This is a genomic window from Micromonospora sp. MH99 (assembly GCF_021442385.1).
Classification (GTDB): domain Bacteria; phylum Actinomycetota; class Actinomycetes; order Mycobacteriales; family Micromonosporaceae; genus Micromonospora.
In genome coordinates, this window is record NZ_MUZA01000021.1 from 21,428 (window position 1) to 35,298 (window position 13,871).

The window sequence follows — 13,871 nt, forward strand, 5'->3', positions numbered from 1 at the left end:
GTGACGCCGCCGGCGCCGAGGCTGGAACGCATGGACAACGTGGTGGAACTCGACGGGGTGACCCGCACCTACGGCTCGCGCCGCCGGCCGGTCGCCGCTCTTCGCGGCGTCTCACTCGTGGTGTCGGCCGGCACGTTCGTCGCGGTGATGGGCGCGACCGGGTCGGGCAAGAGCACCCTGTTGCAGTGCGCGGCCGGGCTGGACCGGCCGACGTCGGGCCGGGTCCGGCTGGTTGACCGGGACGTCACGCGGATGCGCGAAGGTGCGCTGACCCGGCTGCGCCGCGACCGGGTGGGTTTCGTCTTCCAGTCGTACAACCTGCTGTCGGAACTGACGGTGCGGCAGAACGTGCTGCTGCCCCGCCGGCTGGGTGGCCCCCGCCCGCGACCGCTCGACGAGGTGCTGGCCGAGGTCGGGCTCTCCGGGCTGGCTGGCCGGTCGGTCGGCGAGTTGTCCGGTGGCCAGCGCCAGCGGGTCGCCATCGCCCGCGCGCTGGCTGGCCGTCCGGCAGTGGTGTTCGCGGACGAGCCGACCGGGGCGTTGGATCCGGCCACCGGCGAGCAGATACTCCAGTTGTTCCGCAGCGGGGTGGACCAGGCCCGGGTGGCGGTGGTGATGGTCACCCACGACCCGATGGCAGCGGCCTGGAGCGACCGGCTCATCCTGCTGCGCGACGGCGAGGTGGTGGCGGACGGCCCGACGCCCGACACGACGAGCATCGCGGAGCGGCTGCGCGCCACCGTGACGGACCCGGCGGTCCTCCGGTGAGCGCCGGGCTGACCAGGCAGGCGCTGCGCAGGCAGCCTTGGGCCTTCGCTGGACCGTTCGTCACGCAGTGCCTGGCCGCCGCGCTGGTGTCCGGGGCGCTCGGCGCCAGTTCCTCGATGTCCGGCGCGCGGTTGGACCCGACCGCTCGGCAGGCGCTGACCGAGAGCGGGCTCCCCGAGATGGCCGTGCTGTTCGTTGTGGTGTCGGTGTACCTGACCGCGTTGATCGTCGGGCTGACCATGACGTCGTCGATCGCCCGACAGGGCCGGGACATCGCGCTGGTGCGGGCGGTCGGTGCCACCCCCGGGCGGGTACGCCGCGCGGTGGCGGCCCAGGCCGCCGCGGTGGCGGTGCCGGCGACCGCGCTCGGGGTGCCGCTCGGTGCCCTGCTGGCCCGCGCCTGGTTGGCGGGGCTCACCGGCCACGGCGCGATCCCACCCGGCGTGACGTTCCATCCGTCGGCTGCGGCGCTGCCCGCCGCGTTGGGCATCACCGTCGGGGCGTCGCTGGTCGGCGCGCTTGTCGCGGCGGTACGCCCGGCCCGAGTACGCCCCGCCGCCGCGCTGACCGAGACGGCCGTCCCGCGACGCCGGGTCAGCTTCGTGCGTACCGCGATCGGGGTGGTGCTCGTGGCCGGCGGCGTGGTGTTGTCGATCCTCATCGCCAACGGCGACCCGGCCAAGGCCGGCGAGTCGAGCTTCTTCACGATGCTGGCGATGTGCGTGGGGGCCGGCTTCCTCGGCCCGGTCCTGTTGCGGCTGACCGCCCCGGTGGCGCGACTGTTCGGGGGTACCGGGGCGCTGGCCGCGGACAATCTCGCGGTGCGAGCCAAGGCGCTGTCCGGCGCCCTGGTACCGCTGGTCCTCGCGATTGCCTTCGCCATGGTGAAGGTGGTTACCCACACCACGTCCGTACACGTGCGCGCCGCGCCCGACCCACCGGCACAGGTGTGGACGGAGTACTCCGGGACCGCCGTCTACGTCGGCTTCGCTGCGGTCGCCGCGGTGAACACGCTGGTGACCGTGCTACTGGCCCGACGTCGGGAGCTTGCCGTGACCCGACTGGTCGGCGCGAGCAGGATGCGGGCGCTGACCGTTGTCGTCTGCGAGGCCCTGATGGTGACCGTGACCGCTCTGGTGGTGGGTACGGTGGTCGCGATGGTCACCGTGGTGCCGATGCTGCACGGCATGCTGGGCACGTGGATGCCGTACCTGCCGACCGGGCAGCTGACCATCGGCGTGGCCGCGGTGATCGGGCTGGTTCTGCTGGGCACCGTGGTGCCGGCGCTGGTCGCGATGCGCCGCCCGGCGGTGGAGTCGCTGGCAGTGGACCCGTGAGATCGATCGCCGGCAGAGTCGTACGCGCGCCGGTGGCCGCGCGGACCTGGCGCGAGGTCGGATACGCGGTCACCGGCACCGTACTCGCCGTGCCGACGTTCGTGCTGGCACTGCTGGGGCTGGTCTTCTCCGCGCTGTCGCTGCTGACGATCGGGCTACCGCTGCTGACCGGTGTGCTGGTGCTGGCCCGGTTGACAGTCCGGTACTTCCGGGGGCCGGCCCGGCTGTTCCTCGGCTGGAGTTGGCCGAACCCGCCGCCCCTGCGCCGCAGCGGGCCGGGTCCGGTGCGCTGGGCCGGCGCGGTGCTCACGGACGCCAGCGCATGGAAGGCCCTCGCGTACTGCTTCGCTCGGCTGCCCCTGATGGCCGCGGCGGCCTACCTCGGCGGAGTCCTCATCGCCGGTGGGCTGCTGGGGCTGACCAATCCCCTGTGGATCCACTGGTTTCCGCAGGATCCGCCCTGGGGTGGCCCGTGGGGTCTGGCCGCGCAGGGGCTGGCCGCGCTGCTGGTGTTTCCGTGGTACTTCCGGCTCGTCGTGTGGCTGGACCGGCGATTGGTGGGTGCGCTGCTGGAGCCGGGCCCGGAACGAGCCCGGATAGCGGCGCTGGAGGCCAGCCGGGCCGCGCTGCGGGCGGACGCCGCAGCGCTGTTGCGGCGGGTGGAGCGGGACCTGCACGACGGTCCGCAGGCCCGGCTGGTCGCGCTGGGCGTGGCACTGTCGCGCATCGAGCGGCGAGCCGGCGAGCCGGAGCTGCGGACGATGGTGGCGGACGCGCGGGGCACGGTGGTGGAGGCGCTTTCCGAACTACGGGACATCGTGCGGGGCATCCACCCACCCGCGCTGGACGCTGGCCTGAGCACCGCGATCGAGACCCTGGCCGCCCGCAGCGCGGTGCCCGTCGTCGTGCACGTGGACCTGCCCCGGCGGCCACCGCCCGAGACGGAGTCGGCGCTCTACTTCAGCGCCGCCGAACTGCTCACCAACGTGGCGAAGCACGCCGCGGCCAGCCGGATCCGGCTGGACCTTCGCGCGCTGGGTGGACTGCTGCGCCTGACTGTCACCGACGACGGTGGCGGCGGGGCGAGGCCCGGCGGCAGGGGCACGGGTCTGGCCGGGCTGATCCGGCGGGCCGAGTCGCTCGACGGCGCGCTGCGGGTGGACAGCCCGTCGGGTGGGCCGACAACCATCACCGTGGAGTTGCCATGCGAGTAGTGATCGCCGAGGACAACCCGTTACTGCGCGACGGGATCAGATTGCTGCTGACCGACCACGGGATCACCGTCGTGTCGACTGTGGACAACGGTGACGACCTGCGGGCGGCGGTCGGCGAGCACCGGCCGGACGCGGCGGTGGTCGACGTGCGGATGCCACCGACCTTCACCGACGAAGGGTTGCGGGCGGCACTGGCGATCCGGGCGGCGCACCCGGACATCGCCGTGTTGGTCTTCTCCCAGTGGGTGGAGACCCGGTACGCGCGGCAACTGATCGCCGAGCACCCCGAGCGGGTCGGGTACCTGTTGAAGGACCGCATCGTCAGCACCGACGACTTCGTCGACGCGCTGCGCAGGGTGGCCGCGGGCGGAACGGCGCTGGACCCGGAGGTGGTGCGGCAGTTGCTGGCGGCGCCGGCCGTGGACGCGGGCGTCGCCCGCCTCAGCGAGCGGGAACGAGAGGTCCTGGGCATGGTTGCCGAGGGCCGGTCCAACGCTGCCATCTGCGAGTCGCTCCACCTCGCCCCGCGCAGCGTGGAGAAGCATGTGACAGCCATCTTCACCAAGCTGGACCTACCCCAGGCGCGGACCGACCACCGGCGGGTACTCGCCGTGCTGCGTTATTTGAACACGGCGCGCTGAGCGGCCCGTTCCATGCTGCTGCTGCGCGCCGGCGTCGGCGCGGTCGACCCCGGTCAGTCGATGCCTTCGATGATGCGGAAGTCGCGCTCGACTCCGTCGGAGAGGGCGGCCAACGCCTCCTGGTAGGCCTCGCTCTCGTGTGCCGCGACGGCCTGTTCGAAGCTGTCGAACTCGACCAGGACGGTGCGCTCGGCGGTGTCAGGCTACCCGCCGGGCCGGTACCGAGTGGGTCGCGGTGGCTTCGTAGGCGGCGGTGTGGTCGCTGCGGTATCAGGCCCGCAGGGAGACCGACGGTGGCCAGCGATGTGTGCGCCACTCGTTCCAGCTAGCGAATCCAGCCGGCGGGTCGTCGATGGGTTCGCTGCCGTCCAGCTCACCTGGCGTGGGGATGTCGATGCTGGCAGTCCACTCGGCGAGTTCCTCGTCGGACATGGGCCATGTCGTGTGTGGCGCTTCGGCCTGGCGCTCATCGATTCGTCGGCGCTGCTCGGCAGGGGTGAGTTCGAAGTAGCGCATCTGCACCGTCGCGCCCAGGTCCGCAGCGGCCTGCCGTAGGGCGGAGCGCTCGTCCCGACTCCACAGGCCGTAGTCGATCACCACATTGTTGCCGAGTTCGAGAGCGCGCAGCCCGATCTCGATGAGCCGTCCCTCGATCACGTCCTGAGCCGCTGGCGGATTCTCGGGACCGTAGAGTGCCTTCACCCACTCGTCCTTCGTCAGGCGAAGGGCCCTGCACTCGGCCTCCATACGCCGGGCGGCTGTGGTCTTCCCGGTGCACGGCAGGCCCACCGTCAGAAACAGCGTTGGAGCCATCATCACCCGCCTCCGTCGGGAGAGCGCCTCGGCGCTCCCCGTGACATTCGGACGCAGCGCGAGCCGGCAGCCGGCGGCGTCGCGGTCGTGTCAGTCGTCTTCGATGCGGCCGGTCGTGGGGTCGACCATGGCCAGGAAGTCGCGAATGTTCTCCCGGTGCTCATCGACCGACAGGCCGGCGGTGGGACTCATGCCGAAGCCGTAGCCGGGGTTCGGCCCGCTGAGCCACATGTAGTCGGTGCCATCGCAGTCGTTCGGGCGAAGAGCGAACGTCTCGCCATCGACGTCGAGCGTGCGCGATGCGGCGTCGGCGGCGCCTTCGGTCTCGGGACGCAGGCCGGGAACGGCCTGCGCGGGGGCCTCCCGGTCGCCGATGCCGTCATCTGGGTAGCTCTCCGCCATGTGCCCATCTTCGTGGAACTGCCGGCCCGCCGCACCGATCCGCCACTGTCGGCGCGGAGGCGGCCAGCCGGGGCAGGCACCGCGTACGCTGCCGTGATGCGGATCGATCTTGTTGCCCTGATCGTCGACGAGTACGACCCCGCGATCGCGTTCTTCACCGACATACTGGGCTTCCACCTCGTCGAGGACTCCCCCTCGTTGACGACCGACGGTCGACCCAAGCGATGGGTCGTCGTCCGGCCGCCGGGTGCCCAGACCGGGATCCTGCTCGCCCGAGCGGACGGAGAAGACCAACGCGCCGCGATCGGTAACCAGGTAGCTGGCCGCGTCGGGTTCTTCTACCGCGTCGACGACTTCGACTCCATCCACCGGCGGATGATCGAGGCGGGCGTCACCTTCGTCCGGGAGCCTCGGAGCGAGCCCTATGGCCGGGTGGCGGTCTTCCTCGACATCGCCGGCAACCGGTGGGATCTTCTGGGGCCGACCGACTGTGCCGCACCTGGCCGCGTCCGATCGGAGTCGAGCGCCGCCGGATTGGACCAGTGAGTCGACCGGCGCAAAGGGCGAGGGCCCCCTCCCGGCGACGCTGCCGGAAGGGGGCCCTGCCTGCCTGCGAGATGCCTACGGCTTGACGTACGCGTTGACGAACGACGGGTAGCCGAAGACGCTGGAGATGAAGACCCCGCCGGCCTTGGACCCGTGCACGTTGTAGGCCACGTCGACGAAGAGCGGCACCACCGGCGCGTGCTCCTTCATGATCCGCTCGTCGAGCTTGGCCCACTCCGGGCCCTGCTCGCCGGCTGGCATGGCCGAGATGCGGTCCATCTCGGCGTTGATCGCCGGGTCGTTGAAGTAGGACTGGTCGCTGTTGCCCTCGGCCTTGATGGTGCGGCCGTCGTAGAGCACCGGCAGGATCGACGCCCCGCTGGGCCAGTCCGCCGCCCAGTTACCGATGTACAGGTCCCAGGGGTTGTCCTTCTTCTTGATCTCGTCGAGCTTCGCGTCGTCCGAGATGTTCCGCAGCGTGATCTTGAAGCCAGCCCGCTCCAGGTTGGCCTTGAGCTGCGCGCCCTGCTGCTGCTCGGTCGAGTTGTCGGCGACACCGAGGACCAGCTCGGGCGTCTTGCCGCCGAGCAGTTCCTTGGCCTTGTCGACGTTGCCGTTGGCGCCCGCCGGGTACGCGTCGTACGCCTTGTAGCCGATCGTGGCCGACGGCATCAGCGTGGTCATCGGCGCGGCGACGGTCTGCCCGCCCATCGCCTTGATGAGGCCCTCGCGGTCGATGGCGTAGTTGAGCGCCTGACGCACCTTCAGGTCGGTGACCCGCTGGTTGTTGATGACGAGCTGGTTGGCGCTCGGCGTCGGGGAGAGGATGGTGCGCGACTTGAGCGCGGCGTCCCCGGCCACCTTGGCGACCAGCGAGGCGGGCACGGTGTTGAAGGCGAGCGCGCTCTGGTCCGCGCCGTTGTCGGCGATCACCCGGTTGTTGGCGGCGTCCGCGGTCGGGCCGAAGGTCCACACGAACTGGTCCGGGTACTGGTGCCGGACCGGGTCGGTCTTCGGGTCCCAGTTGGGGTTGCGGTCCAGGGTGATCTGAACGCCGACCTGGTTCTTGGCGACCTTGTACGGGCCGGACGAGAACGGCTGCTTGTCCAGGTCGACGCCGGTGTCCTTGTCCGCCGGCAGCGGCGCGGTGGTCGGCAGCGAGACCGCGAACGGCAGGTCACAGCGGGGCTTGGAGAACTCGAAGCGCAGCGTCTTGGCGTCCGGCGTGGTGAGGCCCGGCGGCAGCGACGTCTTGTTCTTCTTGAAGTCCCACTTGGTGTCGAACTGCGGGGTGTCGGCCAGCCACTCCTGGATGTAGGTGGGGCCGCCGGACAGGTCCGGGTCGAAGGAGCGGGCGATGCCGTACGCGATCTCCTTGGAGGTGATCGGCCGTCCGTCCTCGAACTTCACCCCGTCCTTGACGGTGAATTCCCAGACCTTGCAGTCGTTGTTGACGTTCTTGCCCGGCGTCTCGGCCAGGTCACCGACGAGGACGAGGCCGCCCTTGCCGTCGTCCTTCCAGGTGGTCAGGTAGCGGGCGAAGAGCGGGTTGGTCATCAGACCGGCGAACGAGTACGTCCGCTGCGGGTCCAGGTGGGAGATCGGCGACTCCCGGATGATGGTGAAGGTGCCGCCCTTCGCGGCGCCGCTCACCTCCGCAGCCGGGCCCTGCGAGTCCTTCGGGTCGGTCGCGATGACCCCGGTCTGCTGCCGTTCGGTGTCCACGGTGGTGCCCTCGCCCGTGTTCTTCGAGCACGCACCCAATGCCACCACCAGAGCGATCGCGCCGCCTGCGGCAGCCACCACGCGTGGTCTCATGAAGTACCCCCTTCACCCATGTGCCGTGCGGTTTCGCCGGGGCGAGAACCGCCGACGTCCCGAGGATCGTAAGGAAGAAAACCTACGAGTTGTGTAACAGTTGTCGATAAATTTCGCCACCAGCCGTGCAGTGACCGTCCAACACGTCAGCGCAGCCGGACCCGGGGGTCGATGGCCGCGTAGAGCAGGTCCACCAGGACATTCGCCAGCACCACGAAGACGGCCGCGATCAGCACGGTGGCCATGATGGTGGGCAGGTCGCCGGAGCGCACCGCGTCCACTGCCGTACGCCCCAGCCCCTGGATGCCGAACGTCGTCTCGGTGATCACCGTGCCGCCCAGCGCCCCGCCCACGTCCAGGCCGGCGATGGTCACCACCGGGGTGATCGCCGCGCGCAGCGCGTGCCGCCCGTACACGGTGGGTTTGGCCAGGCCCTTGGCCCGTGCGGTCCGGACGAAGTCCTCCGACAGCGTCTCCAGCATCTGCGCCCGCGACAACCGGGCGTAGATGGCCGAGAAGAGGAAGGCCAGCGCCACCCAGGCGAGCACCAGCCCACTGGCCCACTTCGCCGGATTGTCGAACAGGGAGGTGTAGCTGGGCACCGGCAGCAGCCGCAGGTTGTAGACGAACACCAGCAGCAGCACCGCGCCCACGAAGTAGAGCTGCAACGACGCGCCGGTCAGTGAGAAGCCGATGGCCAGGCGGTCCAGCCAGGTGCCCCGGCGCAGCGCCGAGATCATGCCCAGCCCCACCCCGAGCAGCAGCCAGAGGATCGCCGCGGGGATCACGATGCTCAGCGTCACCGGCAGCACCCGGGCGATGGTGTCCGAGACCGCCTCGTTGGAGACGTACGACCAGCCCAGGCAGGGGGCGTCGCACCGGCCGCCCTGGGCGCTGCCCAGGTCACGACCGGTGACGATGCCCTTCATGTAACCGGCGTACTGGCTGATCAGCGGGTCGTTGAGGCCTAGGTCGTCGCGGACGCGCTCGAGCCGCTCCGGGTTGCAGTTCTTCGGGCACATGCCGGTCACGGGGTCACGCGGCAGGGCGAAGAACATCAGGAAGGTCAGCACGCTCACCGCGAACAGGGTCAGCGTGGCGGAGAGCAGCCGCTTGATCAGAAACCGTGACATGAGTCCACCCCTACCGGGACGACTTCGGGTCGAGCGCGTCCCGCAACGCGTCGCCGAAGAGGTTGAAGGCGAACACCAGCGCGAAGATCGTGATGCCCGGGAAGAACACGTACGCCGGGTCGGTCTGGAGGAAGTCCAGACTGTCGTAGATCATCCGGCCGAAGCTGGGCGTCTCGTCGCTGAGCCCGACGCCGATGAACGACAGCGCGGCCTCGCTGGTGATGAACTGCGGCACGGCGAGGGAGAACGAGACCAGGATCGGCGCCCAGATGTTCGGCAGGAGCTGCCGGAAGATGATGTGCCCCAACCCGGCGCCGCTGGCCTTGGCGGCCTCCACGAACTCCCGCTCGCGCAGCGCGATGACCTGCCCGCGTACCAGCCGGGCCGTGCTGGTCCAGCCGAAGATGGCGAACACGGCGATCAGCACACCCACCCCGAAGGCGGACGACACCTGCCCCCGCTCGCCGTAGAAGCGCAGCGTGATGGCTGGGGTGAGCGCCAGCGCGATGATCAGGAACGGCATGGCGAGGGTCAGGTCGGTGATCCAGTTGATCACCGCGTCGAGCCAGCCGCCCAGGTAACCGGCGAGCGCGCCGAGCACGATGCCGATCGTGGCGGTGATCAGCGCCGCGGCGAACGCGATGAACAGCGACGTCCGCAGCCCGTAGATCAACCGGATGAAGATGTCCCGGCCCAACCCGGGCTCCAGCCCGAACCAGTGGTCCCCGGTGACACCGCCGACGTAACCCAGCGGCATGCCGAAGCCGTCCAGCAGGTTCTGGAACTGCTCGCGCGGCCCGATCCCGTACACCATCTCGACCAGCGGGGCGGCCAACCCCAACACCATGAAGAACACCAGGAGTACGCCGCTGACCACCGCCGTCCGGTCGCGGCGTAGCCGCAGCCAGGCGAGCTGACCGGGTGAACGCCCGACGACACCCTTGATTCCGGGCCCGCCCGCGTCCGCGCTGGACTCGATCTCGGCCAGCGCCACACCCTCCACCGGGGAAAGGCTCACGACGACACCTCCTCGATGATCGCGTCAGTCGCCCCTCCGGCCGCTTCCCCTTCGCGGCTCGTGCCGGCTGATTCCCCTTCGGGGAAGTGACACGCGGTGGCCTGCCGGCCGCCGTCGCGCGGCACCAGCGCCGGCGCCTCGGTGGCGCAGATGTCCTGCGCCTTCCAGCACCGGGTGCGGAACCGGCAGCCCGACGGCGGGTCCAGCGGGGTGGGCACGTCGCCGGTCAGCCGGATCCGGCCCGCCGGGCCGAGCTGCGTGACGTCCGGGATGGCCGAGAGCAGAGCCCGGGTGTACGGATGCTGCGGGCGCTCGTAGATGTCCGCCCGGTCGCCGAGCTCGACGATCCGCCCCAGGTACATGACCGCCACCCGTTGGCAGAAGTGCCGGACCACGGCGAGGTCGTGCGCGATGAACACGAACGCCAGGCCCAGCTCCCGTTGCAGGTCGCGCAGCAGGTTGACGACCTGCGCCTGGATCGAGACGTCCAGGGCGGACACCGGCTCGTCGGCGACGATCAGCTTGGGCCGCAGGGCCAACGCGCGGGCGATGCCGATGCGCTGGCGCTGGCCGCCGGAGAACTCGTGCGGATACCTGTTGTAGTGCTCCGGGTTCAGCCCGACCAGTTCCAGCAGCTCCTGCACCCGCGCCTTGATCCCGCCCGGCGGCTTGATCCCGTTGACCTGCAACGGCATCGCCACGATCCGGCCCACCGTGTGGCGGGGGTTCAGCGACGCGTACGGGTCCTGGAAGATGATCTGGAGTTCCTGGCGCAGCGGTCGCAGCTCCCGTCGCCCGGCGTGGGTGATGTCCCGCCCCTCGAACTCGATGCTGCCGGCGGTCGGCTCCAGCAGCCGCACCAGCATCCGACCGGTGGTCGTCTTGCCGCAGCCGGACTCCCCCACCAGGCCGAGCGTCTCGCCGGGGCGCACGTCGAAGTCGAGACCGTCGACCGCACGCACCAGGCCGGTGCCGCGCAGCCCCTGACGGACCGGGAAGTGCTTGGTCAGCCCGCGCACGCGCAGCAGTGGTTCGTCGGTCATCGGGCCACCCCCACTGATGCCACGTTCTCGGCGTAGATCGCGGCGCGTTCCTCGGCGCTCAGGTGGCAGGCCACCAGGTGGCCGTCCGCCCCGGCCGCGCGCAGCTCGGGCACCTGGGTGCGGGACCGGTCGCCGGCGCGGTCGTCGTACCGGCAGCGCGGGTGGAAGGCGCAGCCGGTCGGCAGGTTGATCAGGCTGGGCGGGTTGCCGGGAATGGGCACAAGGTCCGCGTCCGCGTCGCCGTGCAGCGACGGCACGCTGGAGAGCAACCCCCAGGTGTACGGATGCTGCGGCGAGCGGAGCACCTGCTCGACGCTGCCGTGCTCGACGGCGCGTCCGCCGTACATCACCAGCACCTCGTCGGCGACCTGGCCGACGACGCCGAGGTCGTGGGTGATCAGGATGATCGCGGAGTGGAACTCGGCCTGGAGGTCGGCGAGCAGGTCCAGGATCTGCGCCTGCACGGTGACGTCCAGCGCGGTGGTCGGCTCGTCGGCGATCAGCAGCGCGGGGTCGTTGACCAGGGACATCGCGATCATCGCCCGTTGGCGCATCCCGCCGGAGAACTCGTGCGGGTACGCCTCGAAGCGGCGGGCCGCCTGCGGGATGCCGACCCGGTCCAGCATGTCCACCGCGCGCTGGCGGGCCTCGCGGCGGTTGGCCTTCGGGTGGTGCACCCGGTACGCCTCGGCGATCTGCCGACCGACGCTGTAGTACGGGTGCAGCGCGGACAGCGGATCCTGGAAGATCATCGCCATGTCCCGGCCGCGCAGCCGGCGTACCTCCTCGTCGGACAGGCCGACCAGCTGCCGGCCGCCGACGGAGATCTCGCCGGTGATCGTGGCCCGCTTGGGGTCATGCAGGCCGAGGATGGCCAGCGACGTGACGCTCTTGCCGGAGCCGGACTCGCCGACGATGCCGAGAGTGCGGCCCCGCTCGACGGCGAACGACACCCCGTCGACCGCGCGCACCACGCCGTCGGAGGTGTCGAACCGGACCCGCAGGTCACTCACCCGCAGGTAGGCGTCCTGGTCGGAGCGCTGCGCCGGCACGGCGGGACGGTCGTCCGGGTCCCCGGACGGCGACGGTTCCGAGCTGTCCACGGCCACCTCCCTCAGTGACGAAGAGAACTTACAACAAAGTCCCGAGGGTGAAAATAAGCTACAAAGTCGGCACGTGTCAGCGGGCCCGAGCGTAACGAGTCCGCATCGGCCTGAACACCCCTCACCTCGCCATCCACGCCCGTTCATGCCCGCGCCCCGCGCCCCGCGCGGGTCTTGAGGACGAACACCCCGCTCCGCCGATCGGAAGCGGGGTTGGGGCGCCTGCCGCCTTCAAGGTCATGCTTGAACCAGGATGTAGGGGCATCACCGACACGTCGATACCACTGCAACAAGGATGTTGCGCGATCTTGCGACGCGCCGAGCGGCACAAATCTACGATCGAGCGCGATCTTGCTGACTCACCTTGGCGATCCCAACGCCGGAGCGGACAGGGGTGCCCACTACGTTGAGCGCTCGACGACCAGGGCCGGTGAGGTGTTGGAGCTGACGGAGCCGGTGCGGGCCACGATCCGGCCGGAGGATCTCGTCCCCTGACGGGTGTCGGTCGGTTGGCCTAGGGTCGGTCCATGACCGAGTTCGACGCGGCCAGCGCCGCCGTCCAGGCCGCCCTCGACGCGGGAGCGCGGTACGCCGACGCGCGGGTGATGCACCGCCGCTACGAGTCGATGACCGCACGCAACGGCGACGTGGAGGAACTGACCCAGGACGAGAGCATCGGGCTGGGCGTCCGGGCGCTGGTCGGCGCGAGCTGGGGCTTTCACGCCGTACCCGATCTGTCGGACGCCGCCGCCCGCGACGCCGGCCGGCGCGCGGCCCGGACCGCGATGGCGAGCGCGCGGGTGCCCGGCCCGCCGGTCGACCTGGTCGCGGTCGAGGCGGTCGCGGCGAGCTGGGCCTCGGACTGCCGGATCGACCCGCTCGGGGTGCCCCTGTCGGACAAGGGCGACCTGCTGGTCGCCGCGACCCGCACGATGGCCGAGCACGGCGCCGACCTGGCCGAGGGGCTCTACCAGATCTGGGACACCGCGAAGTGGTTCGTCTCCAGCGAGGGCCACCGGATCGACCAACGGATCCGCGAGTGCGGCGGCGGCATCTCGGCCACCTCGATCGGTGACGGCGAGACGCAGCGGCGCTCCTGGCCCAGCTACCGAGGGCAGTACGGCACCACCGGCTGGGAGCTGGTCGAGTCGCTCGACCTGGCCGCGCACGCCGCGCAGATCGCCGAGGAGTCCCGGGCGCTGCTCACCGCGCCGCAGTGCCCGGCCGGCGAGACGGATCTGATCCTCGGCGGCGAGCAGTTGGCCCTGCAGATCCACGAGTCGGTCGGGCACGCCATCGAACTGGACCGGATCCTCGGCTGGGAGGCCGCGTTCGCCGGCACGTCCTGGCTGGACCTGGCCCAGCTCGGCTCGCTGCGCTACGGCTCCGAGCTGATGAACATCACCATCGACCCGACGATCCCCGGCGCGCTGGGCAGTTTCGGCTTCGACGACGAGGGTTCCCCCGCGGTCAAGCGGGACGCGGTGCGCGACGGTCGCTGGGTGGGAGTGCTCGCCGGCCGGGACTCGGCCGCAGTGGCCGGCCTCGACTACGGCGGCAGCGTCCGCGCCGACGGGTGGGCCCGACTGCCGATGGTGCGGATGACCAACGTCGGCCTGGAACCGGGCCCGCACACCCTGGAGGAGATCATCGCGGCCACCGACGACGGCGTGCTGATGGACCTCAACCGGTCCTGGTCGATCGACGACAAGCGACTCAACTTCCAGTTCGGCTGCGAGGTCGGCTGGGAGATCAAGAAGGGTCGCCGGGGGCGGATGCTGCGCAATCCCACGTACACGGGGATCGGCCCGCTGTTCTGGCGCTCGATGGACATGCTCTCCGGCGAGACGGTGCCGTGGGGGACGCCCAACTGCGGAAAGGGCCAGCCGGGCCAGATCGGGCACACCGGCCATCCGGCCGCGCCGGCCCGCTTCCGCAACGTCCGCGTGGGGGTGTCAGCGTGAGCGCGAGGAGTGAGCCGGTTTTGCGAGCCCCGCAGTCGCGAACGGAAGGTGGTTCAGCGTGAGCGCGAGGA

General features: G+C 70.7%; 13 protein-coding genes and 1 pseudogene. 6 read left to right on the top strand and 8 right to left on the bottom strand.

Features of this window, described 5'->3' with window-relative positions:
- Positions 1-30: 30 nt before the first annotated feature.
- Genes B0E54_RS13810 through B0E54_RS13825 form a run of 4 tightly spaced genes read left to right on the top strand, consistent with a single transcriptional unit; the run spans position 31 to position 3,960 of the window.
- Positions 31-768 carry an ABC transporter ATP-binding protein gene (locus B0E54_RS13810; protein ID WP_234583828.1) on the top strand — a complete coding sequence of 246 codons (738 nt, stop codon included), beginning with the start codon at positions 31-33 and terminating at the stop codon, positions 766-768.
- A complete protein-coding gene (locus B0E54_RS32780; protein ID WP_234583829.1) occupies positions 765-2,105 on the top strand; it encodes an ABC transporter permease in 1,341 nt (446 codons plus the stop codon). The genes B0E54_RS13810 and B0E54_RS32780 overlap by 4 nt, the downstream gene beginning before the upstream one ends.
- Positions 2,102-3,319, top strand: coding sequence for a sensor histidine kinase (locus B0E54_RS32785; protein ID WP_234583830.1), 1,218 nt, complete (start codon positions 2,102-2,104; stop codon positions 3,317-3,319). The genes B0E54_RS32780 and B0E54_RS32785 overlap by 4 nt, the downstream gene beginning before the upstream one ends.
- Positions 3,310-3,960, top strand: a complete 651-nt coding sequence (locus B0E54_RS13825; protein WP_234583832.1) for a response regulator transcription factor — start codon at positions 3,310-3,312, stop codon at positions 3,958-3,960. Before B0E54_RS32785 ends, B0E54_RS13825 begins: the two co-directional genes overlap by 10 nt.
- A gap of 53 nt (positions 3,961-4,013) precedes the next feature.
- Here the strand turns inward: B0E54_RS13825 and B0E54_RS13830 are convergent.
- The 3 genes and pseudogenes from B0E54_RS13830 to B0E54_RS13840 all read right to left on the bottom strand — a co-directional run.
- Positions 4,014-4,154, bottom strand: a pseudogene (locus tag B0E54_RS13830) (DUF1330 domain-containing protein); the annotation flags it as partial.
- A gap of 76 nt (positions 4,155-4,230) precedes the next feature.
- Positions 4,231-4,776, bottom strand: coding sequence for an ATP-binding protein (locus B0E54_RS13835; protein ID WP_234583833.1), 546 nt, complete (start codon positions 4,774-4,776; stop codon positions 4,231-4,233).
- A gap of 87 nt (positions 4,777-4,863) precedes the next feature.
- Complete coding sequence (locus B0E54_RS13840) at positions 4,864-5,175, bottom strand: hypothetical protein (RefSeq protein ID WP_234583834.1); 312 nt, start codon at positions 5,173-5,175, stop codon at positions 4,864-4,866.
- A 96-nt stretch (positions 5,176-5,271) separates the two neighbouring features.
- On the opposite strand from B0E54_RS13840, the gene B0E54_RS13845 reads away from it, so the two are divergent.
- Positions 5,272-5,721: a VOC family protein gene (locus B0E54_RS13845; protein WP_234583835.1), complete on the top strand. Its 450-nt coding sequence runs from the start codon at positions 5,272-5,274 to the stop codon at positions 5,719-5,721.
- 75 nt (positions 5,722-5,796) lie between these two features.
- Here B0E54_RS13845 and B0E54_RS13850 read toward each other — a convergent pair whose 3' ends face one another.
- The 5 genes from B0E54_RS13850 to B0E54_RS13870 form a co-directional block, all read right to left on the bottom strand.
- Complete coding sequence (locus tag B0E54_RS13850; RefSeq protein ID WP_234583836.1) at positions 5,797-7,539, bottom strand: ABC transporter substrate-binding protein; 1,743 nt, start codon at positions 7,537-7,539, stop codon at positions 5,797-5,799.
- 146 nt (positions 7,540-7,685) lie between these two features.
- Positions 7,686-8,672, bottom strand: a complete 987-nt coding sequence (locus B0E54_RS13855; RefSeq protein ID WP_234583837.1) for an ABC transporter permease — start codon at positions 8,670-8,672, stop codon at positions 7,686-7,688.
- A gap of 10 nt (positions 8,673-8,682) precedes the next feature.
- A complete protein-coding gene (locus tag B0E54_RS13860) occupies positions 8,683-9,690 on the bottom strand; it encodes an ABC transporter permease (RefSeq protein ID WP_234583839.1) in 1,008 nt (335 codons plus the stop codon).
- Positions 9,687-10,733 (bottom strand): ABC transporter ATP-binding protein, encoded by a 1,047-nt coding sequence (locus B0E54_RS13865; RefSeq protein ID WP_234583840.1) that lies wholly within the window; start codon positions 10,731-10,733, stop codon positions 9,687-9,689. Before B0E54_RS13865 ends, B0E54_RS13860 begins: the two co-directional genes overlap by 4 nt.
- Positions 10,730-11,785 (bottom strand): ABC transporter ATP-binding protein, encoded by a 1,056-nt coding sequence (locus tag B0E54_RS13870; protein ID WP_234583907.1) that lies wholly within the window; start codon positions 11,783-11,785, stop codon positions 10,730-10,732. Before B0E54_RS13870 ends, B0E54_RS13865 begins: the two co-directional genes overlap by 4 nt.
- A gap of 578 nt (positions 11,786-12,363) precedes the next feature.
- Between B0E54_RS13870 and B0E54_RS13875 the strand changes: the two genes are divergently transcribed.
- Positions 12,364-13,800 (top strand): TldD/PmbA family protein, encoded by a 1,437-nt coding sequence (locus tag B0E54_RS13875; protein WP_234583841.1) that lies wholly within the window; start codon positions 12,364-12,366, stop codon positions 13,798-13,800.
- Positions 13,801-13,871 lie beyond the last annotated feature (71 nt).

Bases quoted from the DNA above. Each gene is read 5' to 3' on its own strand.
- B0E54_RS13865 (WP_234583840.1), bottom strand. From the start codon at position 10,733: ATGACCGACGAACCACTGCTGCGCGTGCGCGGGCTGACCAAGCACTTC.
- B0E54_RS13840 (WP_234583834.1), bottom strand. From the start codon at position 5,175: ATGGCGGAGAGCTACCCAGATGACGGCATCGGCGACCGGGAGGCCCCC.
- B0E54_RS13875 (WP_234583841.1), top strand. From the start codon at position 12,364: ATGACCGAGTTCGACGCGGCCAGCGCCGCCGTCCAGGCCGCCCTCGAC.
- B0E54_RS13835 (WP_234583833.1), bottom strand. From the start codon at position 4,776: ATGATGGCTCCAACGCTGTTTCTGACGGTGGGCCTGCCGTGCACCGGG.
- B0E54_RS13825 (WP_234583832.1), top strand. From the start codon at position 3,310: ATGCGAGTAGTGATCGCCGAGGACAACCCGTTACTGCGCGACGGGATC.
- B0E54_RS13845 (WP_234583835.1), top strand. From the start codon at position 5,272: ATGCGGATCGATCTTGTTGCCCTGATCGTCGACGAGTACGACCCCGCG.
- B0E54_RS13810 (WP_234583828.1), top strand. From the start codon at position 31: ATGGACAACGTGGTGGAACTCGACGGGGTGACCCGCACCTACGGCTCG.
- B0E54_RS13850 (WP_234583836.1), bottom strand. From the start codon at position 7,539: ATGAGACCACGCGTGGTGGCTGCCGCAGGCGGCGCGATCGCTCTGGTG.
- B0E54_RS13855 (WP_234583837.1), bottom strand. From the start codon at position 8,672: ATGTCACGGTTTCTGATCAAGCGGCTGCTCTCCGCCACGCTGACCCTG.